This is a genomic window from Plantactinospora sp. B5E13 (assembly GCF_039871775.1).
Lineage (GTDB): Bacteria > Actinomycetota > Actinomycetes > Mycobacteriales > Micromonosporaceae > Plantactinospora.
In genome coordinates this window covers 72,388-92,677 of sequence record NZ_JBDPLT010000029.1, presented here as the reverse complement: position 1 = coordinate 92,677, position 20,290 = coordinate 72,388, and the positions used below count along the sequence as shown (strand labels likewise).

General features: G+C 71.1%; 10 protein-coding genes. 5 read left to right on the top strand and 5 right to left on the bottom strand.

Annotation, left to right across the window (positions count from 1 at the left end; all coding sequences use genetic code 11):
• A partial coding sequence (locus ABGB05_RS23915; protein ID WP_347655710.1) for a condensation domain-containing protein occupies positions 1–997 on the bottom strand: 997 nt, incomplete at its 3' end.
• Between the two features lie 56 nt (positions 998–1,053).
• Positions 1,054–2,430, bottom strand: coding sequence for a serine hydroxymethyltransferase (gene glyA / locus ABGB05_RS23910; RefSeq protein WP_347655709.1), 1,377 nt, complete (start codon positions 2,428–2,430; stop codon positions 1,054–1,056).
• A 750-nt stretch (positions 2,431–3,180) separates the two neighbouring features.
• Here glyA and ABGB05_RS23905 point away from each other — a divergent pair.
• The 4 genes from ABGB05_RS23905 to ABGB05_RS23890 all read left to right on the top strand — a co-directional run bounded on the left by ABGB05_RS23905 (position 3,181) and on the right by ABGB05_RS23890 (position 9,306).
• A complete protein-coding gene (locus ABGB05_RS23905; protein WP_347655708.1) occupies positions 3,181–5,919 on the top strand; it encodes an amino acid adenylation domain-containing protein in 2,739 nt (912 codons plus the stop codon).
• Positions 5,920–6,359: 440 nt separating this feature from the next.
• Positions 6,360–7,118 (top strand): hypothetical protein, encoded by a 759-nt coding sequence (locus tag ABGB05_RS23900; RefSeq protein ID WP_347655707.1) that lies wholly within the window; start codon positions 6,360–6,362, stop codon positions 7,116–7,118.
• A gap of 5 nt (positions 7,119–7,123) precedes the next feature.
• Positions 7,124–8,389: an argininosuccinate synthase gene (locus ABGB05_RS23895; RefSeq protein WP_347655706.1), complete on the top strand. Its 1,266-nt coding sequence runs from the start codon at positions 7,124–7,126 to the stop codon at positions 8,387–8,389.
• Positions 8,386–9,306 (top strand): methionyl-tRNA formyltransferase, encoded by a 921-nt coding sequence (locus ABGB05_RS23890; protein WP_347655705.1) that lies wholly within the window; start codon positions 8,386–8,388, stop codon positions 9,304–9,306. The genes ABGB05_RS23895 and ABGB05_RS23890 overlap by 4 nt, the downstream gene beginning before the upstream one ends.
• 58 nt (positions 9,307–9,364) lie before the next feature.
• On the opposite strand, the gene ABGB05_RS23885 is transcribed toward ABGB05_RS23890, so the two are convergent.
• Positions 9,365–9,745, bottom strand: coding sequence for a RidA family protein (locus ABGB05_RS23885; RefSeq protein WP_347655704.1), 381 nt, complete (start codon positions 9,743–9,745; stop codon positions 9,365–9,367).
• A 380-nt stretch (positions 9,746–10,125) separates the two neighbouring features.
• Here ABGB05_RS23885 and ABGB05_RS23880 point away from each other — a divergent pair, with 380 nt between their 5' ends.
• Positions 10,126–12,084: a BTAD domain-containing putative transcriptional regulator gene (locus ABGB05_RS23880; protein ID WP_347655703.1), complete on the top strand. Its 1,959-nt coding sequence runs from the start codon at positions 10,126–10,128 to the stop codon at positions 12,082–12,084.
• Here the strand turns inward: ABGB05_RS23880 and ABGB05_RS23875 are convergent.
• Complete coding sequence (locus ABGB05_RS23875) at positions 12,066–13,943, bottom strand: AfsR/SARP family transcriptional regulator (protein WP_347655702.1); 1,878 nt, start codon at positions 13,941–13,943, stop codon at positions 12,066–12,068. The two genes, ABGB05_RS23880 and ABGB05_RS23875, sit on opposite strands and share 19 nt — an antisense overlap.
• 110 nt (positions 13,944–14,053) lie before the next feature.
• On the bottom strand, positions 14,054–20,269 hold the full coding sequence (locus tag ABGB05_RS23870; protein ID WP_347655701.1) for an RHS repeat-associated core domain-containing protein: 6,216 nt from the start codon (positions 20,267–20,269) through the stop codon (positions 14,054–14,056).
• Positions 20,270–20,290: the final 21 nt, after the last annotated feature.

Sequence of the window (20,290 nt, the reverse complement as noted above, 5' to 3'; positions counted from 1 at the left end):
CCTTCTCGAACGGCACCTCATTGTCATACGCACCCAACGTCACATCACGAACCCGCCCCAACAACTCCACAAACGACGGATCCCCCGAAAGATCCGTCCGCAACACCACCAGATTCGTGAAATAACCGACCAGACGTTCCAGTTCGGGTTCGTCCCGGCCGAGCACCGTGGCACCGACCGCCACGTCGTCCTGACCCGAATACCGCGACAACACCACCTTCACCGCCGCCGCCAACACCACGAAGAGCGACACCCCGTGTTCCTGGGCGAAGGCGCGTAGCCGGGCGCAGAACCGCGCGTCCCGGCGGTCGGTGAACGCCTCCGCCGAGAACGACGGCACCGGCGGGCGGGGCCGGTCGGCGGGCAGTTCGAGGGCGGGCACCCCGGCCAGCCGCTCCTGCCAGTACCCGAGTCGGCGTTCGAGGGCGTCCCCCCGCAGCCACTCCCGCTGCCAGACGGCGAAGTCGCCGAACTGCACCGGCAGTTCGGGCAGCGCCGGCTCCCGACCGGCCGCCAGGGCGGCGTACGCCTCGGAGAGTTCCTCGGCGATAACCCCGAGAGACCAGCCGTCGGTGCAGATGTGGTGCATGGTGAGACAGAGCAGGTACTCCGCCTCGGCGAGCCGCACCACCCGGGCCCGGAACAGCGGACCGGCCGCCAGGTCGAACGGCCGGCGCGCCTCCTCCGCCGCCTCCCGCATGGCCCGCTCGGCGGCCTGGGCCGCCGGCAGGTCGGCGAGGTCGGTGACCGGCAGTTCGACCCCGGCCGGGAGGACGACCTGGTGCGGCACGCCGTCCGTGGCCCGGTAGACGGTTCGCAGGACCTCGTGCCGACGTACGACGACGGTGAGCGCCGCCCGCAGCGCGGCCAGGTCGACCGCGCCGCGTAGCCGGTAGACCCGGGGCACGTTGTACGACGAGCCGCCCGGGCTCAACTGCTCGATGAACCAGAGCGCCTCCTGTCCGAAGGACAACGGCGAATTCGTCAGTTGGTCCATTCCCCCACCTTCGTCGTACAAGGGATCGATCGTGGCCACGGCGGCCGGGCGGACAGTCAGGACGCCAGGGGATAACCCGGCAGCGGGTACCGTCGGCACAGCTCGGCCACCGTCCGCCGGACCTCGGCCCGGACGTCGGGGTCGAGTTGGTACGACTCGTCACTGGTCGGTTTGACGTGGCACAGGATGTGGTCGAGGAGCCGGGCGAGCACCGGCATCTGGTCCGGTCCCATTCCACGCTGGGCGAGGGTGTTGGTGCCGAGACGCATCCCGCTGGCCACCGTGGGCGGGCGGGTGTCGCCGGGGATCCGGTTCTTGTTGACGACGATGCCGCAGCTCTCCAGGGCGGATTCGGCGACGGTGCCGGTCAGCCCGTGACTGACCAGGTCGACCAGGACCATGTGGTTGTCGGTGCCGCCGAAGAGCACCGCGAAGCCCTCGGCGGACATGCTGTCGGCCAGGGCGGCGGCATCCGCCACGATCAACTCGGCGAGTTCCCGGAACTGCGGTGTGGTGACGAGTCCGAGGGCGTGCGCCTTGGCCGCGACCGCGGCGAGGTTGGGGGTCCCCTGGCTGAGTGGGAAGATGGCGCGGTTGAGGGCCTGGGCCAGGGTCGGTCCACCGGGGCGGACCGGGGTGTCGTGGTCGGCGCCCAGCAGGATGAGACCGCCCCGGGGGCCGTAGAGCTGCTTGTAGGTGCTGGTCGTGGTGACGTGCGCGTGGTCGATCGGGCTGGGGTGGAGTCCTGCGACGACCAGGCCGGCGATGTGCGACACGTCCGCGACCAGCCAGGCGCCGACGGCGTCGGCGATCTGGCGGAACGCGGCGAAGTCGAGCGTACGTGGGTAGGCGCTGGCGCCGCAGACGATCACCCGGGGACGGTGCCGCTCGGCCAGTTCGCGTACGGCCGGCAGGTCTATCCGGCCGTGTTCGTCGAGTCCGTAGTGGACGGCGTCGAAGTAGCGCCCGGTGACGCTCGCGGCGGCCCCGTGGGTGAGGTGCCCGCCGGCGTCGAGGTCGAGCGCGAGCATCGTCTCGCCGGGCCGCATCAGGCTGAACAGCACGGCGAGGTTGGCGGAGCTGCCGGAGTGCGGCTGCACGTTCGCGTGGTGGGCGCCGAACGCGGCGCGGGCGCGTCGGACCGCGATCCGTTCGACCTCGTCGGCGACCTCGCAACCCGCGTGGTACCGGGCCCCGGGGTATCCCTCGGCGGTGATGTTGCCCAGCGCCGTACCGGCGCTGGCCAGTACGGGAGGCGGTGCGACGCTGGAGGCCGCGACCATCATGAGGGTGTTGCTCTGCCGGTGCAGATCTTGTTCGAGCAGCGTGAAGAGCTCCGGATCGCGCTGTGCCAACTCCTCGAACGCGAGGTGCTGGAAATCCTTCAGACTGCCAGGTGAAGCGCTATTTGAGCGCACGCCGTCCAGAGTCATCGGCCCCCCATTCTGCGCGATAGCCGAGCGAGAGTCTATAGGCACGAAGCGACGGATCGGTTCCGCGATATTCGGGCATAGTCCCCCGTCCCGTCATCACTCGGACCTCCGACAGAACGGCGACCAGCAGACATACGACAGTTACGGCAAGATCGGATCAACAACTGACCCACCGTCGGTTCCCATCCGGCACAAATCTGGTCACAAAGGCCGCGACCACGGCTGCGACCTGCGGTTTTTCGGTATTCCGCAACCACCTCGCACGACCCGCGACAGCCACCCGAGGCCCCGCGGACAACGTCCGGAGTCGATTACCTGATCATCTCGGTCCGCGCGGAACAGCAATAAGAAAGATCATCGACGGCATCCGGAGGGTGGGTACGACATGCTGTCCCCAGCTGATCTTCCATGGCTGGCCGGACAGCACGCGAGGGCCCCCGGGAATGCGACATCCGTATTGACGCGAATCGCGGCTGACACCATACTGCCCTTCGGCGATACTCGTCACGGCACGGACGCCGGTCCGCGTCGGAGCACTCGGTCCGGGTGGTCGCCGGAATCCGGTGCACTCCCTGCCCGCGGCGCAGACGCGGCCCGTCAGACACGTGTCGCGGGCCGGTCGTCGGCCCCGTCGGGCCAGGCGGGGGCGGCGGAGGTCCCGGGTCGTTTCGGACCCGGCGCGGCGGCGGTCGGCACGGGCGGGTTCGTCGCGCGGGGACAGCGAGGTTCGGCTCGCACGGGGGAGGCGTTTTGTTCGGCGACGGTTCCGGCACGTTTCAGGTCGTACTCAACGCCCGGGGCCAGCGTTCGGTGTGGCCACTCGGCCGGCAACTGCCGGCGGGCTGGTCCGCCGAGGGCGAGCCGACGGACTTCGCCGCGGCACTCGCGTACGTCGAACGCGCCTGGACCGATCTGACGCCCCTCCCCCCCACGGCACCGGCGGAGCCCGGACACCCCGATCTCCCGGCCATGGCCCGGCCGGACGGCCCGGAGCCGGCCCGTACCACCGGGCCGGACACCGCTCCCCCCCTGGCCGGGCAGCGCTCCGATCCCTTCCTCCCGCTGCTCTGGTGGCCCGGTGGTGGTTTCCGTGGCGCACCCCGGCCGATGCCCGCCCCCGAGGCTGGCGATCCCGGCGAGGAACTGGTGACCGCCCTGGCGGCGCTGCTGTTGCGTTACGGCACGGCGCGGGATCTGCACCTCACCCTGCGCGGGGAGGACCGACGCGAGGACCTCCGCCTGCCCTATTCCGCCCTCGGACCCGTCGACTCGGCGCTCGGTCCCACGCTGTCCGCCATCCGACAGGCGGTCCGGACGACCCGCCGAGCCGCCGGCGGCGGCGACATCCAGGGGACATTGCGACTACGCCCGCAAACCGGCGAGCCCGACGACGAACGCCAGCCCTGGCTCGTCCTGACCGACGGTTCGCTGCGTTGGGAGGGCCCGGACTCCCCGGTCGACCCCCAGGGCCCGGACCGGGTGCTCGCCCATCTCCTCGCGTTCGTACACGCCGCCCGGACGGCGGCGGAGACGCCGGTCGGCCTGGTACCGATCCTGACACCGGGTGAACGGGACCTGATCGCGCGGGTGAACGCCACCGGGCGCCCGGAGCATCCGACACCGCTGCTGCACCGCCTCGTCGAGGAGGCCGCCGCCCGGTACCCCACGGAGACCGCGGTCGTGCACGGCGAGGTCCGACTCACCTTCGCCGAGTTGGACGCCCGGGCCGCCGCCCTGGCCGCGGCGCTCGTCGCGCGGGGAGCCGGCCCCAACCGGCGGGTCGGGGTGCTCGCCACCCGTGGCGCCGAGTTCGTGGTCGCGGTGCTCGGCGTGCTGAAGGCCGGTGCCGCGTACGTTCCGCTCGACCCGGGGCTGCCCCCGGCGCGTCTGGCCACGCTGCACCGCCTCGGCGCGGTCGTCGACCTGGTCGCGGAGGAGCGGCACGCCGACCGGGCCCGTGGGCTCGGGGCCGACCCGCTCGTGCTGGGCGTGTCGGATCCGGTCGACGGAACCCCGGCCGCCGCCCCGGCCGCGGTCGCCCCGGACGACCTGGCCTACGTCATCTTCACCTCCGGCTCCTCCGGAGAGCCGAAGGCCGCGCTCCTGGACCACCGTGGCCGGGTGAACATGATCGAGGACCTGAACTCCCGGTTCGCCCTCGGTCCCGGCGACCGCAGCCTGGTCGTCTCGTCCCCGAGTTTCGACATGTCGGTCTACGACATCCTCGGCACCCTCGCCGCCGGTGCGACCGTGCTGCTGCCCGACCGCGACCTGGAGTACGACGTCCGGCACTGGGCCGAGTTGGCCGACCGGGAGGGTGCGACGGTCTGGCACTCGGTCCCGTCCTCGATGGAGATCTACCTGCGGACGGTCGGCGACCGCGCGATGGGGCGCTTCCGCCTCTTCCTGCTGGGCGGCGACTGGATTCCGGTGGACCAGCCGGCCCGGCTGCGGCGGCTCTTCCCCGACTGCCGGGTGGTCAGTCTCGGTGGCGCCACCGAGGTGTCGGTGGACAGTGTGGTCTACGAGGTCACCGACGCCTGCGACGGCTGGCGGTCGGTGCCGTACGGCCACCCGCTGGCCAATCAGACCGCCTACGTCGTCGACGGGTTCGGCGGGCTGGCCGGGGTGGACCAGGTCGGTGAGCTGGTACTCGGCGGTGTCGGTGTCGGCTGGGGGTACGACGGCCGTGCAGGGTTCACCGCCGAGCGTTTCGTCCCGGACCCGTTCGGACCACCGGGTGGCCGGCTCTACCGCACCGGTGACGCCGCCCGGCTGCGTCCGGACGGCGACGTCGAGCTGCTGGGCCGACTCGACCAGCAGGTGAAGATCGGCGGTGTGCGGATCGAGCTGGGCGAGATCCAGGCCGTGCTGCGGGAGCATCCGGCTGTCGCCGACACGGTGGTGGTGCCCCGGAGGGCTGCCGACGGTCGGGCCCGGTCGCTCGCCGGTTTTGTCGTCGCCCGGCCCGGAGTCGACCTCGACGGCCTGACCGACCGGCTGCGTGGACACCTGGTGGAACGGCTGCCGGCGACGATGGTGCCGGCGCAACTCACCGTGTTGGACGCGCTGCCGGTGAACGTCAACGGCAAGGTGGACCGTCGGGCTCTGGAGGCGGCGGTGTCGGTGTCGGAACCGGGCGTCGCCGGACGACCGGGGCCGGACGCCGCTGGCGACGCCGGGGCCGTCAGCGGCGGTCCGGGGGCCGCCGACGAGGTGACCGACGTCGTGGCGCAGGTCTGGGCCGACGTCCTCGGCCTGCCCGAGCGGCCGACAGCACAGTCGTCCTTTCTCGACCTGGGAGGTGGTTCTCTCGCTGCTATCCAGGTGGCGAACCGGCTGAGCCGTCGGTTCGCGGCCGAGGTCAGGGTGGCGGACCTGTACACCGCGCAGACCGTGGCCGAGGTGGCCGCGGTGGTCCGGCGACGCAGTGGTTCCGCGGCGGCCCGGCCCACGCTCACCCGCAGGACCGGTGGTCGACCCACCTGATGATCACGGGCTCACCCGGGCAGGCACTTCGCCCCGTTGCGGGACGTGGACCGCCGGGCACGCGACACCGACGCCACAAACATTTCCTGATGGTGTACGCGAATGGACGCCCGCCATCAGACCCCGCATCTACCCCGTCGCCGGCCACGTCGACGTCCGGGCGTTTTTCGCTTCCTTTCCACAATAATCTCGACGTCTTTCGGTAACAACTCGGCGCCACCGGCCCATCAGACATTACCGCAGCATCCGGACACAATATTTACGAGCCAGATACCCATTGAAAACAATCTTGGTGACGGTTATTATTCCACCGGGGCGGAACAACGATCTGGACCCGCCCGGCAGCCCAGCTGGCGGCGGCAGATGAAGGCTGCCCATCAATTCCTACCCCAGCTTTTCCATTACGCATGTCCGCCGACCACCGGACGAGGGGGAAGTCTGTGCACGATCCGGATTATCTGATCAAGGAACTGGACCAGCACGTCGAGACACGGATCTCTGCGGACGCCGTCGCGCAGGCCCGCCGGAACTTCTCCTACCTTGGCTACGCCAAGGTGCCGTTCCTGGCGCCACAGACAGTCAAGGACGCCGTCGCCGACGAGGTCAACCGGCTCATCGAGGGGGCCAGCGTACGGCGTGACCTGGAGTTCAAGGAGACGGACTACAGCCCTCGCCGGATGCGGAACGTCCGCCGCGCCGAGATCGCCGAGTACGGCAACGTGATCAAGCGGCTCTACTCCGCCGAACCGCTGCTGCGCGCGATGAGTCAGGTCGCCGGCGAACAGGTCCTGCTCTGCCCCTACGAGCCGGAACAGTTCGTGATCACCTACCTGGAACGTGACGGGGACACCCACGGCTGGCACTGGGACGATTACAGCTTCGCTCTCGTATGGGTGCTCGAATGCCCACCCGTACAGGACGGCGGGTTCGTCCAGTGCGTACCGGGAACCACCTGGAACAAGAACGACCCACAGATCAACAAGACGCTCGTATCCCGCCCCATCTATTCCATTGAACTCTTCCCGGGCGACCTCTACCTGATGCGGACCGACACCACCCTGCACCGCGTCTACCCGGTACAGAATGGACAACGGAAGATAATCAACATGGGCTACGCGTCGGCCGCCGACCTACGCCGTCCGATGTCGCACGAGACCATGGACAATCTGTGGGCCGACCCGGCTCTGACGGGAGAGTGATCGAGGTGTCCGGAAGGCAACGACCCAATCCACGCCGGATCGTGCTCGCGTTCTCCGGCGGACTGGACACCTCCGTCGTCCTGGTCTGGCTCCGCGAGCGCTACCAGTGCCCGATCACCGCGTTCATCGCCGACCTCGGCCAGGGTGCGGAGCTGGACACGGCGGCGCGCAAGGCCGAGCGGCTCGGCGCCGACGACATCCGGGTGGTCGACCTGCGGGACGAGTTCGCCGGGGACTACGCCTTCCCGATGTACCGCGCCGACGCCCTCTACGAGGGTCAGTACCTGATGGGCTCCTCCATCGGCCGTCCGTTGATCGCCGCGGCACAGCTGCGGCTGGCCGAGGAGGTCGGTGCCGACGCGGTGGCGCACGGCGCCACCGGCAAGGGCAACGACCAGGTCCGCTTCGAACTCACCTACGGTGCGCTGCGACCCGACATCCGGGTGATCGCCCCGTGGCGGGAGTGGGAACTGGAGTCCCGCAGCGACCTGCTGGCCTTCGCCGAGAAGCACGGCATCGAGGTCGACCTGAGCAGCGGGGAACGACCCTACTCGATCGACTCCAACCTGCTGCACACCTCGTACGAGGGGGAGGCGTTGGAGGACCCGGCCCAGGCCGCCCCGCCCGGCCTGCTGACCCGGGTCCGTGACCTGGTCGACGCGCAGGCCGAGCCGGAAACCGTCCGGATCGCATTCGAGGCCGGCAATCCGGTCGCCGTCGACGGGGTCAAGCTCGGGCCGGCCGGCGTGCTGCAGCGCCTGGACGAGATCGGCCAACGGCACGGCATCGGGCGCCTCGACATCGTGGAGAACCGGATCTTCGGCATGAAGACCCGCAACATCTACGAGGCGCCCTCCGGCACACTGCTCTGGCAGGCGCACCGGGCGGTGCAGTCGCTGGTACTCGACCCCGAGGTGCTGCATCTGAAGGACGAGCTGATGCCGAGGTACGCCAGCCTCGTCTACCGCGGTCTCTGGTTCGCCCCGGAGCGGCTGATGCTGCAGACCGCCATCGACTGGAGCCAGCAGTCGGTGACCGGGGAGGCGTCGTTGCTGCTCTACCGGGGCAACGTCCAGGTGGTCGGACGCAGCTCGCCACACAGCCGCTACGACGCCGCCTTCGCCACCTTCGAGGCGGACGATGTCTTCGACCAGCACGACGCCACCGGATGGCTGCGGGTGAACACGGTCCGGTTCCGTGCCGGCCGTCGTCCCCGGCCGGCCGGTGACGACACCGTGCAGGCCATGGCGAGCGAGGTACCGGCCCCGTGAGGATCGCGTTTCTGGGGTACGGCGAACTCGGCGCGAACGTCCTGCGGGGCGTGCTGGCCGAACACGAGGTCGTGCTGGTGGTGACCCACCGGGCCGACTTCTCCGGGCTCGGTGAACCGGACGTCGAGCTGGTCGCGGGTGAGCTCGGCGTCCCGGTGTGGTATTCCGCCCACGCCCGCGAGCCGGAGCTGCACGAGCGGCTGCGCGAGGCGCGACCCGACGTGATCCTCTCGACCAACTGGCGGACCCGGGTACCCGCGGAGGTGCTGTCGATCCCGCACCGGGGCGCGATCAACGTGCACGACGCCCTGCTCCCCCGGTACGCCGGCTTCGGCGCGGTGAACTGGGCGATCCGCAACGGTGAGACGGAGACCGGGCTGACCGTGCACTACATGGACCGGGAACTCGACACCGGGCCGGTCATCACCCGCAAGGTGGTGAAGATCGGTCCGCACGACTCGGCCGGGTATGTGCTGAACAATCTCCTCGCCGAGTACGTACCCGTCACGCTGCGCGCGCTGGAACTGGTCGAACAGGGGCATCCTGGTGAGCCGCAGCCGCAGACCGGCGGGTCGTTCTACCACCGCATCGGCGAGGCGGACACCCGGATCGACTGGGGGGCGAGCACCACCAGCGTCTACAACCTGATCCGGGGCCAGTCCGACCCGTTCGTGAACGCCTGGACGACACACGACGGGCTACGGCTCTGGATCAAGGCGGCCAGCCAGCCACAACGGGCCCACGGCGGCACGCCGGGGCGGATCATCAAGGCCGCGGAGGACGGTGTGGCGGTCGCCTGCGGGCAGCCGGGCGATCCGGACGCACGTGGGGTGATCCTGCTCCAGGTCCAGGCCGACGGCGCACCACCCGTACGCGCCGTCGACTATTTCCTGCGCTTCGGGGATTATCTCCGGTAACGGACCGACCGCGACCGTGGGCGTGTCTCCACCGGCGGTGGAGACACCCCCACGCGGGTCAGCCGGCGGCGACCGCCTCGATCTCCAACAGCCAACGTCGGTCGTAGATGCCGGTAATGATGATCGTCAGGGCGACCTGGTGGTCCTTCAGGAACTCGTCCCGGATGCGACTGTTCTCCTCGCGGTACCGTCGGTCGCTAAGAAATGTGGTGACCTTGACCAGGTTGTGCGCGTCCATGTCTGCGCTGCGCAGCGTGGTCAGCACGTTCTCCCAGGCCAGACGGCACTGGCTGGCGAAATCCGCGGGAACGTAGCCGTCGGCCCGTTCCGGGACCTGACCACTGACGAATACCAGACGACCCGGCGTGGAAATCTGAATCGCGGGCACATATGAATTGCCGGTCGGAATCTCCGGCGTGGTGACAGCCTGAGGCTTCATGCCGGAATTCTCGCACGGCGCGGGGAAGTGACGCCGGGGCGACCCGCCGGCAACGACCCCACGGCGGCCCCGGGAAACCCGGCGACCCGGAAAGCCCCGCGTTACCAGGAGAAATCTCGGAGCACACCGTTACACCGTGAACATCTGTCGGCCCGGCCCCGGCCGGAGTCGCCCAGCACCGGTGGTCGCGGACGTCACCGGTGCGACAGCCAACCCCGCCGACACCTGGTGGTAAGCCGCACGTCGGTATCCGTTCACCCCTGGCCCGGGTGTGGTGTGCACATCGGAGAGTCTTCGGAGCGGCGGCCCCTACCGTGACCGCGTCCTGATCGGCCGACGGCAGTCCGGTCACTCGGACGGTCGTTCCGGATCGGTACAGGGTGGTCGGCATCAACACGAAGACGGCAGGCGTACCCTCGCCGCCCGCCAGCGACGACGGCGCCGGCGGTACGACGGTGGCGTTCCGCATTCTCGGCCCGCTGGAGATCCAGGGTCGCGCGAGCCCGGTGACACCGCCCGGGGCGCGGCAACGCGTCGTCCTGGCCACCCTGCTGTTGCGGGCGAACACGGTGGTGCCGATGGAGAAGATCATCCACCAGGTGTGGCCGCACCACGTTCCACCCACCGCCCGGGAACAGGTCCCGATCGTGGTCGCCGGCCTGCGCCGGCTGCTGCGGGACGCGGGAACGCCGCGGGCCACTGAGGTGCTGCTCACCCGACGGCCGGGTTACCTGATACGGCTGGCTCCCGCGCAGCTCGACGCGCACCGCTTCGAGTCGCTGCTCGGGGAGGCGGACCGGGCGTTGGCCGTCGACCGCCGCGAGGACGCGATCGGGTTGCTGGAGTCGGCGTTGTCGCTGTGGCGGGGGCACCCGCTGACCGGGGTGCCGAGCGGGCAGGCGTCCATCGAAGCGCAACGTCTGACGGAGCTTCGGCTGCGGGCCATGGAGAAGCTCTTCGACGCGCAGCTCGCGTCGGGGCGGCACCGGCAGCTCGTACCTCGGCTGAGCCAGTTGGTCGCCGCACATCCGCTACGGGAACGGCTGCGCGGACAGTTGATGATCGCGCTGCACGCGGTGGGGCGCCGGGCCGAGGCGCTGGAGACGTACCGGGTCGGTCGCCGGTTGACGGTCGCCGAGCTCGGTCTGGAGCCGGGTACGGAGCTGAGGCGGATCGAACAGGCGCTACTGGCCGACACCGTGGTCCACTCGATCGCCGAGGTGAACGACACGTCGCCGGTGACCACCACCCGGGAGCCCGCGGCCCGACACCGGACCGCGCTGCCGTCGGCGTGGCCGGTGCCACCCCCGCCGGCACTGCCCGCCCAGCCGGCACAACTGCCGGCCGACCTGCGCGACTTCACCGGTCGCGGTCCGGAGATCGACGGTGTGCGGCGGGCCATCGACGAGGCGGGTCCCGGCACGCCGTTGGTGGCCGTCACCGGCCCGCCCGGAGTGGGCAAGAGTGTGCTCGCGACGCACCTGGGACACCTGCTGCGGGACCGTTTTCCGGACGGTCAGCTGCACGTCGCGCTGCACGGCGGCGGCCCCGGGGAGATAGCGCGGTCGTTGGCGAGCCTGGTCGCCTCCTTCGGGGTGCCGCCCGCCACGATCCCTGCCGATATCGCCGAGCAGGTACGGATGTTCCGCGCCGTCACGGCCGGCAGGCGGGTACTGGTGGTGGTGGACGACGCGGCGGACCCGGGCGACGGGTGGCTGTTCCACCCGGGCGGACCGGGCTGCGCGGTGCTGGTCACCAGCCGGTTTCGCCCGCCCGGGTCGGCCGGCGTCCGACACGTGCCGATCGACGCGCCCCCCGCCGACGAGGCACTGGCACTGCTGGCCCGCATCGTGGGCCCGGACCGGGTGGCCGCCGAGTCCCAGGCAGCCGCGCGCATCGTCGACTGTTGCGGGCGGCTGCCGCTGGCGGTGCGGATCGCCGGCGCCAGGCTCGCCACCCGGCCGCACTGGTCGCTGACGACGCTGGCGCGACGACTCGCCCCCGCGCGGCGCCGCCTCGACGAACTGCGCGTCGAGGACCTCGACGTACGGGCGACGCTGGAGTCGGCGGTACGGTGTCTGCCGCCCCGGGTGGAGCTGCTCGCCCGGCGACTCGCCCAGCGGGGCGGCCCCGACGTCTCGTCCCGGGCGGCCGCGGCGGTGCTCGGCAGCTCGGTCGAGACCGCCGAGGAGCTGCTTGACCCGCTGGTACGCCACCACGTCCTGGTACCGGCCCACGACGCCGCCTCGACGCGGTACCGGCTGCCCACGCTGACCCGTCTGTATCTGCGCGAGCGGTCGCCCCGGAGTCTGGCGGCCGGTCAGGCGCCGGAGGTGTGAACAGCCGGCCCGTTCCGGGCGACGTGGCGGGAAGCACCGCCGGCCCTGGACTGCTCCCGCAGACACAACCGGACCAGGTCAGGAAACCGGTAACGGGGCGGTAGCGGTGGCCGCGGCGGGACGTACTCCAGGATTCCCCACTCGACAAGCTGGTCCGTCAGGTCCTCCGCACGTGCCCGGCCCACCCCGAGCATCTCGGCGGCGGACCGTGGCGGGAAGGGCGCCGGGTCCAGCTCGACGAGGGACCGCGCGGCCCGTGCCAGTCCGGGCGGCAGGTCGGCCAGGGCCGACCCGAGCGCGGCGCGAACGTCGACCGCGCCGGCCCGCAGCTCGTCGAGGCGTCGCCACGGGTCGGCCAACCGGTCCGCGAGCTCGGCCAGCCGGCGCTCACCCGAGGCCGCGTTCGTCGCCGCGGCACGCAGCGCGAGGGGCAGCCGCCCGCACAGGTCGACGATCCGCCGGGCCGCCGCCGGTTCGGCGGTGGCCCGTTCCCGGCCGGTGACGGCGCCCAGCAGGCCGAGTGAGTCGGCGGCAGAGAGCACGTCCAGTCGGATCCGGTGCACACCGTCCAGCCCGGCCAGGTGTCGCCGGCTGGTGATCAGGACCGCGCAGCCGGCGCCGCCGGGCAGCAGTGGGCGGACGTGCGCCGCCGCCGCGACGTCCTCCACGACAACGAGGAGCCGGCGCGCCGAGGTCACCGACCGCCAGAGCCGTACCTGACCGTCGAGGTCGTCCGGCACCGCACCGGGCGGCAGGTTAAGCGCCGTGAACATCCGGGCCAGGACGGTGGTGGTGTCGGCGCGGCCGACTGCGACGTGGAGCTGCCCGTCCGGAAAGTCCGCACGGACGAGGTGTCCCACCCGGGTGACCAACGCGCTCTTGCCGATGCCGGCGGGCCCGGTGACCACGACGACCGGGACGGCGGTGCCGGTCCGTCCCGGGCCGTTCCGGTTGAGCCACCGACGGATCGTCGTGACCTCGCCGGTGCGGCCGGTGAAGTCGGCGATGTCCGGCGGCAGCTGGGCGGGGACCTCGACCCGCCGGGACCCGTCCGGCGCCACGCCGGTCCGGTCGGCGTCGGCGTCGGCGTCGGCGTCGGCGTCGGCGCGGATGGTCTGTTCGAGCCGGCGTAGCTCGGCACTCGGGTCCAGCCCCAGCTCCCGCACCATCAGCCGACGGCCGGCCCGGTAGACCTCCAGGGCGTCGGCCGTCCGCCCGACCGCGTGCAGCGCCACCATGAGCTGCCCGCGCAGCCGTTCCCGCAGCGGGTGCTCCCCGACCAGCCTGCCGAGTTCCGGCACGACGTCGCGATGGCGGCCGAGCGCGAACTCGGCCTCCACCAGTCTCTCCACCGCGACCAGCCGCAGCTCCTCCAGCCGGCGCGCCTCGGCGACGGCGAATCGGCCGGGCACGTCGGCCAGGGCCGGACCACGGTACAGCGCCAGGGCCGTCCGCAGCGCCGTCACGACCTGCGGAAGGCGGCCCGCCGCCGCATGAGCGTCGGCGTCGCGGGTCAGCCGCTGGTAGCGCTCGACGTCCAGGTCGTCCGCCTCGACCCGGAGCAGGTAACCGGTGGGCCGGGTGACCAGTGCCGCGGATCCGGCGGGGCCGGCCGCGGTGCCGAGCAGGCGCCGCAGCGCGGACATCACGTTGACCACCTGGTCCCGGGCGGTGGCGGGCGGTCGGTCCGGCCACAGGTTGTCGATCAGGTCGTCGAGGGGCACCACCTGGTTGGCGCGCAGCAGCAGCGTGACGAGGGCCACGCGGCGCCGGACGCCGGGCATGGCCACCGGGCCGGCGGCACCACGCAGCAGCAGCGGGCCCAGCAGGGCGAATCGGGGGTCTGGCCGCGGTCGCACCGGACGATCATGTCCCGGTCGACGACACCGCGGAAGAGCACGGGCCGGAACCGGAGGTGGATGACCTCGACCGTTCACGCCGAGGCCATCCACCGTTCCCACGGACCGGGTCAGCGCAGCGTGAACAGTGACCGGGTGGAGGAGACGTTGAACCCTCCCGTTCCGATCCAGCCACCCCTCGGGTTCGTACTGATCTTGATCTCCCAGTCGTCGAGGTTCGGAGTGCCGTTCTCCCGGATGCCCCAGCCCGCCGCGTACCGCCCGACCGACACGCTCGTGCTCTGCTTCTCGCGACGGTCGCCGGGCAGGTTCGAGTACCCGAGACGGGGGAACAGGCCGTTGAGCAGAGTGTCGACCGAGGGCTTGGAGAACGAGGTCTGGTACGCGTACCCGATCTTGGTCTTGCCGTTCTGGATCTTCACCTTGCCGCAGTGGTGCCCCAGGCACACCTGCCACTCAGCGAACACCCGGGGCTTGAGGTACGAGAATATGCTCCCCTTGGACTTCTTTCCGGCGTTGGCCGGATTGGGGCCGCACTTCGCGTTGCGGGCCTGACCGTACACCGCGACGCAGTCGTTCCACTTCTTCTGCTTCGCCGCCCGCGCCGCCTCCCGCGCCTTGCGCTCGGCCGCCGCCTTGGCCTGCTTGGCCGCGTACTCCCGGGCCAGCCGCCGCGCCTCGGCCTGCCTCCGCATGTAGTCACAACCGTCGCAGTAGTGGCGGGTGGTGGTCGACGAGGACGACGCCCGCTTGGAGTAGTCGCAGCCGTCGCAGTAGTGACGGGCGCCGCCGCCGGAGGAGGACTTCCCGCTGCCGCCCGACTTCTTCTTGGCCTTCTTCTTCTTTTTCGGCTTGTCCTCGTTGTTGTAACCGCCGCACCCGTCGCAGTAGTGCCCGCCGGGGAGAATCCGCCACCGGCCGTCCGGGTCACTCAGCGTGACCGGCGTGTTGTTGGCGTACGCGTACCCGTTCATCTGCTGCGGATCGCTGTAGTCGATCAGCGGGTCGACGGAGACGAACCGCCCGATGTCCGGGTCGTACTCGCGGGCGCCGAGATGGGTCAGCCCGGTGGACGTGTCGACGGTGCCGCCGACGAAGCCCTTCTCCGTCGGCCAGCTCCCCTGCGCGCCACGCTGCTCGCCGAAGGGCAGATACCGGCGTTGGGTCACGGCCAGGTCGTCGGCGTCCACCGAGAGCTGCGCGGTGCCGACCTGGTCGGCGGCCTCGAAGGACAACCCGTTCGCGGAGGTCCGTACGGCGGTGACGGTGCCGAGCTGGTAGTAGCGGGTCGCCGACACCACGCCGCTGGACCGGGTCAGTTTCACCTCGCTGTTGCCGAGGTAGAGAGTGACCGCGTCCGGGTCGCGGCGGATCAGGCGGTTGCCGTCGCCGTCGTAGAGATACTCGGTGACCTTGCCGCCCTCGGTCACCGTGGCCAGATGGGCCTCGGCGTCCCAGGTCAGCCGCTGGGTCGAGCCGGCCACGGTACGGACGGTGGTGTTGCCCACCGCGTCGTAGTCGTAGCTGTTAACGGTGCCGCCGGTGGTCACCGACCCGAGCGCATGCGGACCGTGCCCGGCGGCCGGGTACGCCGACGTGCTGGTGGTGCCGACGCCGGTGAGCGGGTTGTGGTTCGTCTCGGTGAGCCGGTTGCCGATCTTGTCGTACGTCCAGTCCTGCCAGTACGGTGCCGGCCCACCGATCACCGACGGGCTCGGCGCGGCGGCGCAACCGTCCGTCGCCGTCCAGGCGCTCGTGAGGCGCTGCAGGTGGTCGTACCGGAAACACTGGGTGTCCGCCGAACCGCCGGCCGGCTTGTCGGCGATGCGGGTGACGTTGCCCGAGGCGTCGTAGGTGTAGGTGACGTTCGCCAGGTGCGTCGACGAGACGTTCCGGTCCACCAGGGCCCCGGTCATCCGTCGGGTGGCGTCGTCGTAGCTGAAGGTCTGCACCAACTGCTTACCCCTGACCGCCTCCAGGGTGTACTGCGCCGGCTCGTCGTACGGGGTGTACAGCGCGTCGGTGAGCAGCGTGCCCAGGTTGGTCTGCGCACTCGTCAGCCGGCCGTCGGCGTCGTAGGCGTAGCGCAGCGTCTCCGCGCTCAGGCCGCCGACCGCCGGATACGTGGTCAGCAGCGGCAGGCCGGTGTCGGTGTAGCCGGTGCTGATCCGGTACGTACCGGCCAGCGCGCCCTCGGCCGACGGAACCGTGAGCGTGGTGCCCAGCGACCGGTAGCGCACGTCGTAGCCGTCCACCGACATCCGGTAGGCGGTGCCGCCCACGTAGCGGGTGGTGGTGGCCGGCTGTCCCTTCACCACGACGCCGTTGGCCAGCGTGTCGTACGTCCAGCCGATCCGCTTCGGACCCGCCGTCGAGCCGTCGTACACGCCGGTCTTGCGGCCCAACACGTCGTAGCTGTAGGCGAGCGTGACACCGCGCGCGTCGGTGGTGGTGCTCACCTGGTCGGCGTTGTCGTACGTGTAGGTCGTGCTGCCCTTGTCCGGGTCCTCCTCCGTGACCTTGCGGCCGCGCAGGTCGTAGTGATTCCGCCAGACGTTGCCGTCCGGGTCGGTGACGGTCGCCACGTCCCCGGCCGGAGTGTAGGTGTACCTGGTCGTGTCGTACGCCCCGCTCGGCGAGTCCCCCAGGTACTGCCGCAACTCCACGGTCTGCCCGTCGGCGTCGGTGACCGTGGTCGTCGGGGTCTCGCCGGCCGGCGGATCCACGGTGACCCGGTCGCCGCCGTAGCTGGTGGTGGTACGCCACTTCTCCGTGCCGAACGACAACGTGATCCGGGCGGTCTCCCGCTCGTCGCCGTCGAACACCGTCCGGGTCTGCGCCGGGACGGTGTTGTCGGTGACCGTCAGCAGCGTGGTCCCCGCCGGCTGGTCGTTCCAGTAGGCCTCGTTCTGCTTCACGGTCAGGCCGCGGGAGTCGTAGAAGGTGTCGGTCACCACCCGGCCGCCATCGGGCGCGGGCTTCTGGGTCTGGCGCGGACGCAGCCGGCCGTCGAAGAAGTCGTACTGCGCGTCGTACGTCGCGTCGTCGCGGATGTTCTGGGTCGTCACCACGTTCGGCGCGTCCTTGCGCACGAGGTAGGAGAACTTCGCGCTCGGCGTCTCGCTGCCCGCCTTCGAGCGGTCCGGCAGCCAGACCGCGGTGACCCGGCCGAGCGGGTCGTAGGTGATGTCGGTGCGTCGGCCGTTCGGGTCGACGACCGCCGTCTCCCGACCCCACGCCGGGTCCAGCGTCCTGGTGACCGCGTGCCCCATCGGGTTGGTCACGGTGCTGCTGGTGACCGGCCCGCCGGTCACCGGAGTGAACGCGGTGGTGGTCTTCTGGTTCAGCGCGTCGTAGGTGGCCACGGTGCGGCCGTAGCTGTCGAACTCGGCCCGGGTCGACTGCACGTACGTCGGGGTGCCGTTCGAGTACGAGGCCAGCTCCTGGGTCAGCGTGACGTCGCCCCTGCTGGGGGCAGTGCCGAAGGTGGTCGACCCGTCGTAGAGGGTACGCACGTCGGAGATCACGTCGGCCGGGTACGACGGTGTCGCGCCGCACGGCACGGAGACCCGCTCGTCGCGAACCGGGTAGTCGATCATCCACCTGGCCGTGTTGCGGGCGTACGTCGTACGGTTGCACTCGTCGTCGTCGGTGGTGGACGTGTCACCGAGATCGTTCACCTGCGACGGCAACCCGTAGGAGTCGTACGTCGTCCGCACCTCGGTGCGCCGCCAGCCGCCGGAGGAGAGCGCCAGCCGGCTGCGTCGGCTCGCCACACCGATCAGGTATGCCCTGGTGGTGCCGCGGGTCGCCGTGGCCGCGGAGATCCACGGGTCGTTGATCTCCCCGTCGAGCGCGCTGCCACCGACGCCGTGGTAGGTGATCGCCTCGCGGGCGAAGCCGGCCAACGCCGGGTGGTCCGTGGTCGCACGGCCCTCGGAGTCGGTCACCGTGACGCTGCGGGTGCCGCCGGAGGTCCGGTCCCCGTCCATGCCGCGCAGGAACAGCTGCTCGGACTGCGAGCGCACCTCACCCGACGCACCCTTCGTGGTGCGGACCCTGGCGAATCCGCGCCACTGGCTCCAGGTGCGGTACTTCGCCGGGGTCAGCTCGTTGTCGTCGTAGTGCCAGGCGCCGCCGCCGAGGTACTCGAAGTCGGTCTGCTCGATGCCGGCCACACCCGACACGTCGTCTTCCAGCACCTGCACGGCCACGTACTTGTGGAACCAGTCGAGGGTCGGCGCGGTGGCCCCCTCCGGCGTCCAGTACTGCGGGAAACACCGCCTGGTGTTCGAATCCGGGGCCGGCGTGGCGGCTCGGGTGCAGTCCTTGCCAGAGTAGTTCACCCGGACGTGGCCGCCGGACTCGTCGTAGACGTCGGTCAGCCGCCACCGGTACATCGGCGGGATGCCCTCCATCGCATCGACCCGGTTCTCCAACTGGACACCCTCGAAGGTCACCGCCGGCAGCGTCAGGCTGCCGCCCACCTTCCCGGTCCGGGTGATCGAGGCCAGCCACAGTGCCGGTGAGGTGCCGTCCCCGGGCTCCCGGAACTGGTAGCCGAGGGCCCAGACGTCGACGTCCCGGTAGGTGGTGCCGGAAACCCACACCTGTGTGGTCACGCTCGCCAGCCGCTTACGGGTCCAGAACGTCGGCGCGTACAGGTCGGTGCAGGTCGCCCCGGCGGCACAGTTCTGGTCGTACGGCACGTCCGGCCAGTTCTTGGCGGTGTCCTTCGTGATCGTCCCGGTGCCGCAGGTTGCTCCGGCCGCGCACCGCTCCGCCACGCCGAACACCACCCGCATCGGCGCGGGCGCCGAGTACATGGTGTCCGCACGCTGCCCGTAGTCGATCCGGCTCAGGTAGCCGGCCCGGTGGTAGACGGTGCCGGCGGTGGCGGTCCGGTTCCGGCCGTAGTAGTTGGTCTCGGTGGTGTAGAAGTACGACATCGCGTTGCCGTTGGGATCGACGACGTAGTCGAGGCTCCACCGCCACGCCTGGTTGCAGTACGACGTGGCGAAGGTGTTCGCGTGGCACGGCTCGCCGGCGTCGTTGCCGAACACGGGCACCGTCCACGCGGAGTTCGTCACCTCCTTGCCACTGGCCCAGCCCGGCAGCCGGTTGAGCCCGTAGAAGTACTGGGTGCCGTCGCGGCTGGTGATCTTCCAGTGCTCGCCGTCGTTGTCGCCGTTCGTCGCGCCGGTCAGCCGCTCGACCCTGGATCCGTCATCGTTACGCGGGTGCCAGGCCCCCGTGGTGGCGTCCTTGACCAACTCCACCGTCTGCCCGTTCATCGACAGGAAGGCGTTGTCGGTCTCCCAGCACAGGTCGTACGGCTTGGGCGTGGACGTCACGTCGTCGGAGCAGGACTTGTAGCGCCGCTCGACGAAGCCCTCGCTGAGCTCCCATCCCTCGCCCACCCAGGACGTCTGGTTGTTGGTCGACGCGGTGCGCCCGTCCACGCTGCCGGACGAGTAGCCGAGTTCGAGGTCCGGCTCCGGGCCGCCGAGGCCGGGCACCCCGTCCATGGGATACGTCCAGGTGAAGTCCCCGGACGGACCGCCGGCCTCCCACGACGACGACGCCGACAGCTTGGTCGCCTGGTAGTCACCGGCGCTACCGGCCGCCCCCGCCGTCGCCGCAAGCACGGTCGCCTCTCCCGCCGCCATCGTCACGTCGGCGGTGAGGCGTCCCTCCCTGACCGCGTTGCTGGTCGGCAGCGCGGTACCCGAGCGGCACTCCGCCCGCTCCGGCGTCGACACGGCACAGGCGGGCAGCTGTACCAGCCGCAGCCGGGATGCCCAGTCCCCGCCGTAGGCGTGGCGGAACGAGGAGTAGTCGACCTGCACGGACAGCCGGCCCTCGGCCGGGACGGCGGTGGTTGCCGCGGCGTTGTCGATCACGCCGGGTGAAACCGTCACCAGCGGGCCCGACACGCCGGCGCGGTCGGCGGCCGCACGGTCCAGCACCCGCACCCGGGCCGTCCGCGGCGCCGCCGCCCGGACCGCCGCCGACCCGCCGCCGCTTCGCCCGACCCAGACCGGCAGGGCGCCGGCCCGGACCCGCGCCGAACCGGCCGCCGGCACGGTCACCTCCGCGGCGCCGGCGGCCGGCCATCCGACGGACGCCGGGCCACGCTGCACCGTGGCCGCCCCCGGGTCGGCCCGCTTGGCCCGCGACACAAAGTCGCGGCCCGGCACCGAACGCTCTGACGGCACGTCGGGCCGCTGCCATGCCGGGGCAGCCGCCGCAGACGCCGGCGTGGCCGCCAGACCAGCAGCCAGCACCGCGAGCGCCACTGCGCCGGCAACGGTCCGACGCCTCATGATCCCCTGTCTCCGCACGGT

Bases quoted from the DNA above. Each gene is read 5' to 3' on its own strand.
- ABGB05_RS23870 (WP_347655701.1), bottom strand. From the start codon at position 20,269: ATGAGGCGTCGGACCGTTGCCGGCGCAGTGGCGCTCGCGGTGCTGGCT.
- ABGB05_RS23885 (WP_347655704.1), bottom strand. From the start codon at position 9,745: ATGAAGCCTCAGGCTGTCACCACGCCGGAGATTCCGACCGGCAATTCA.
- glyA (WP_347655709.1), bottom strand. From the start codon at position 2,430: ATGACTCTGGACGGCGTGCGCTCAAATAGCGCTTCACCTGGCAGTCTG.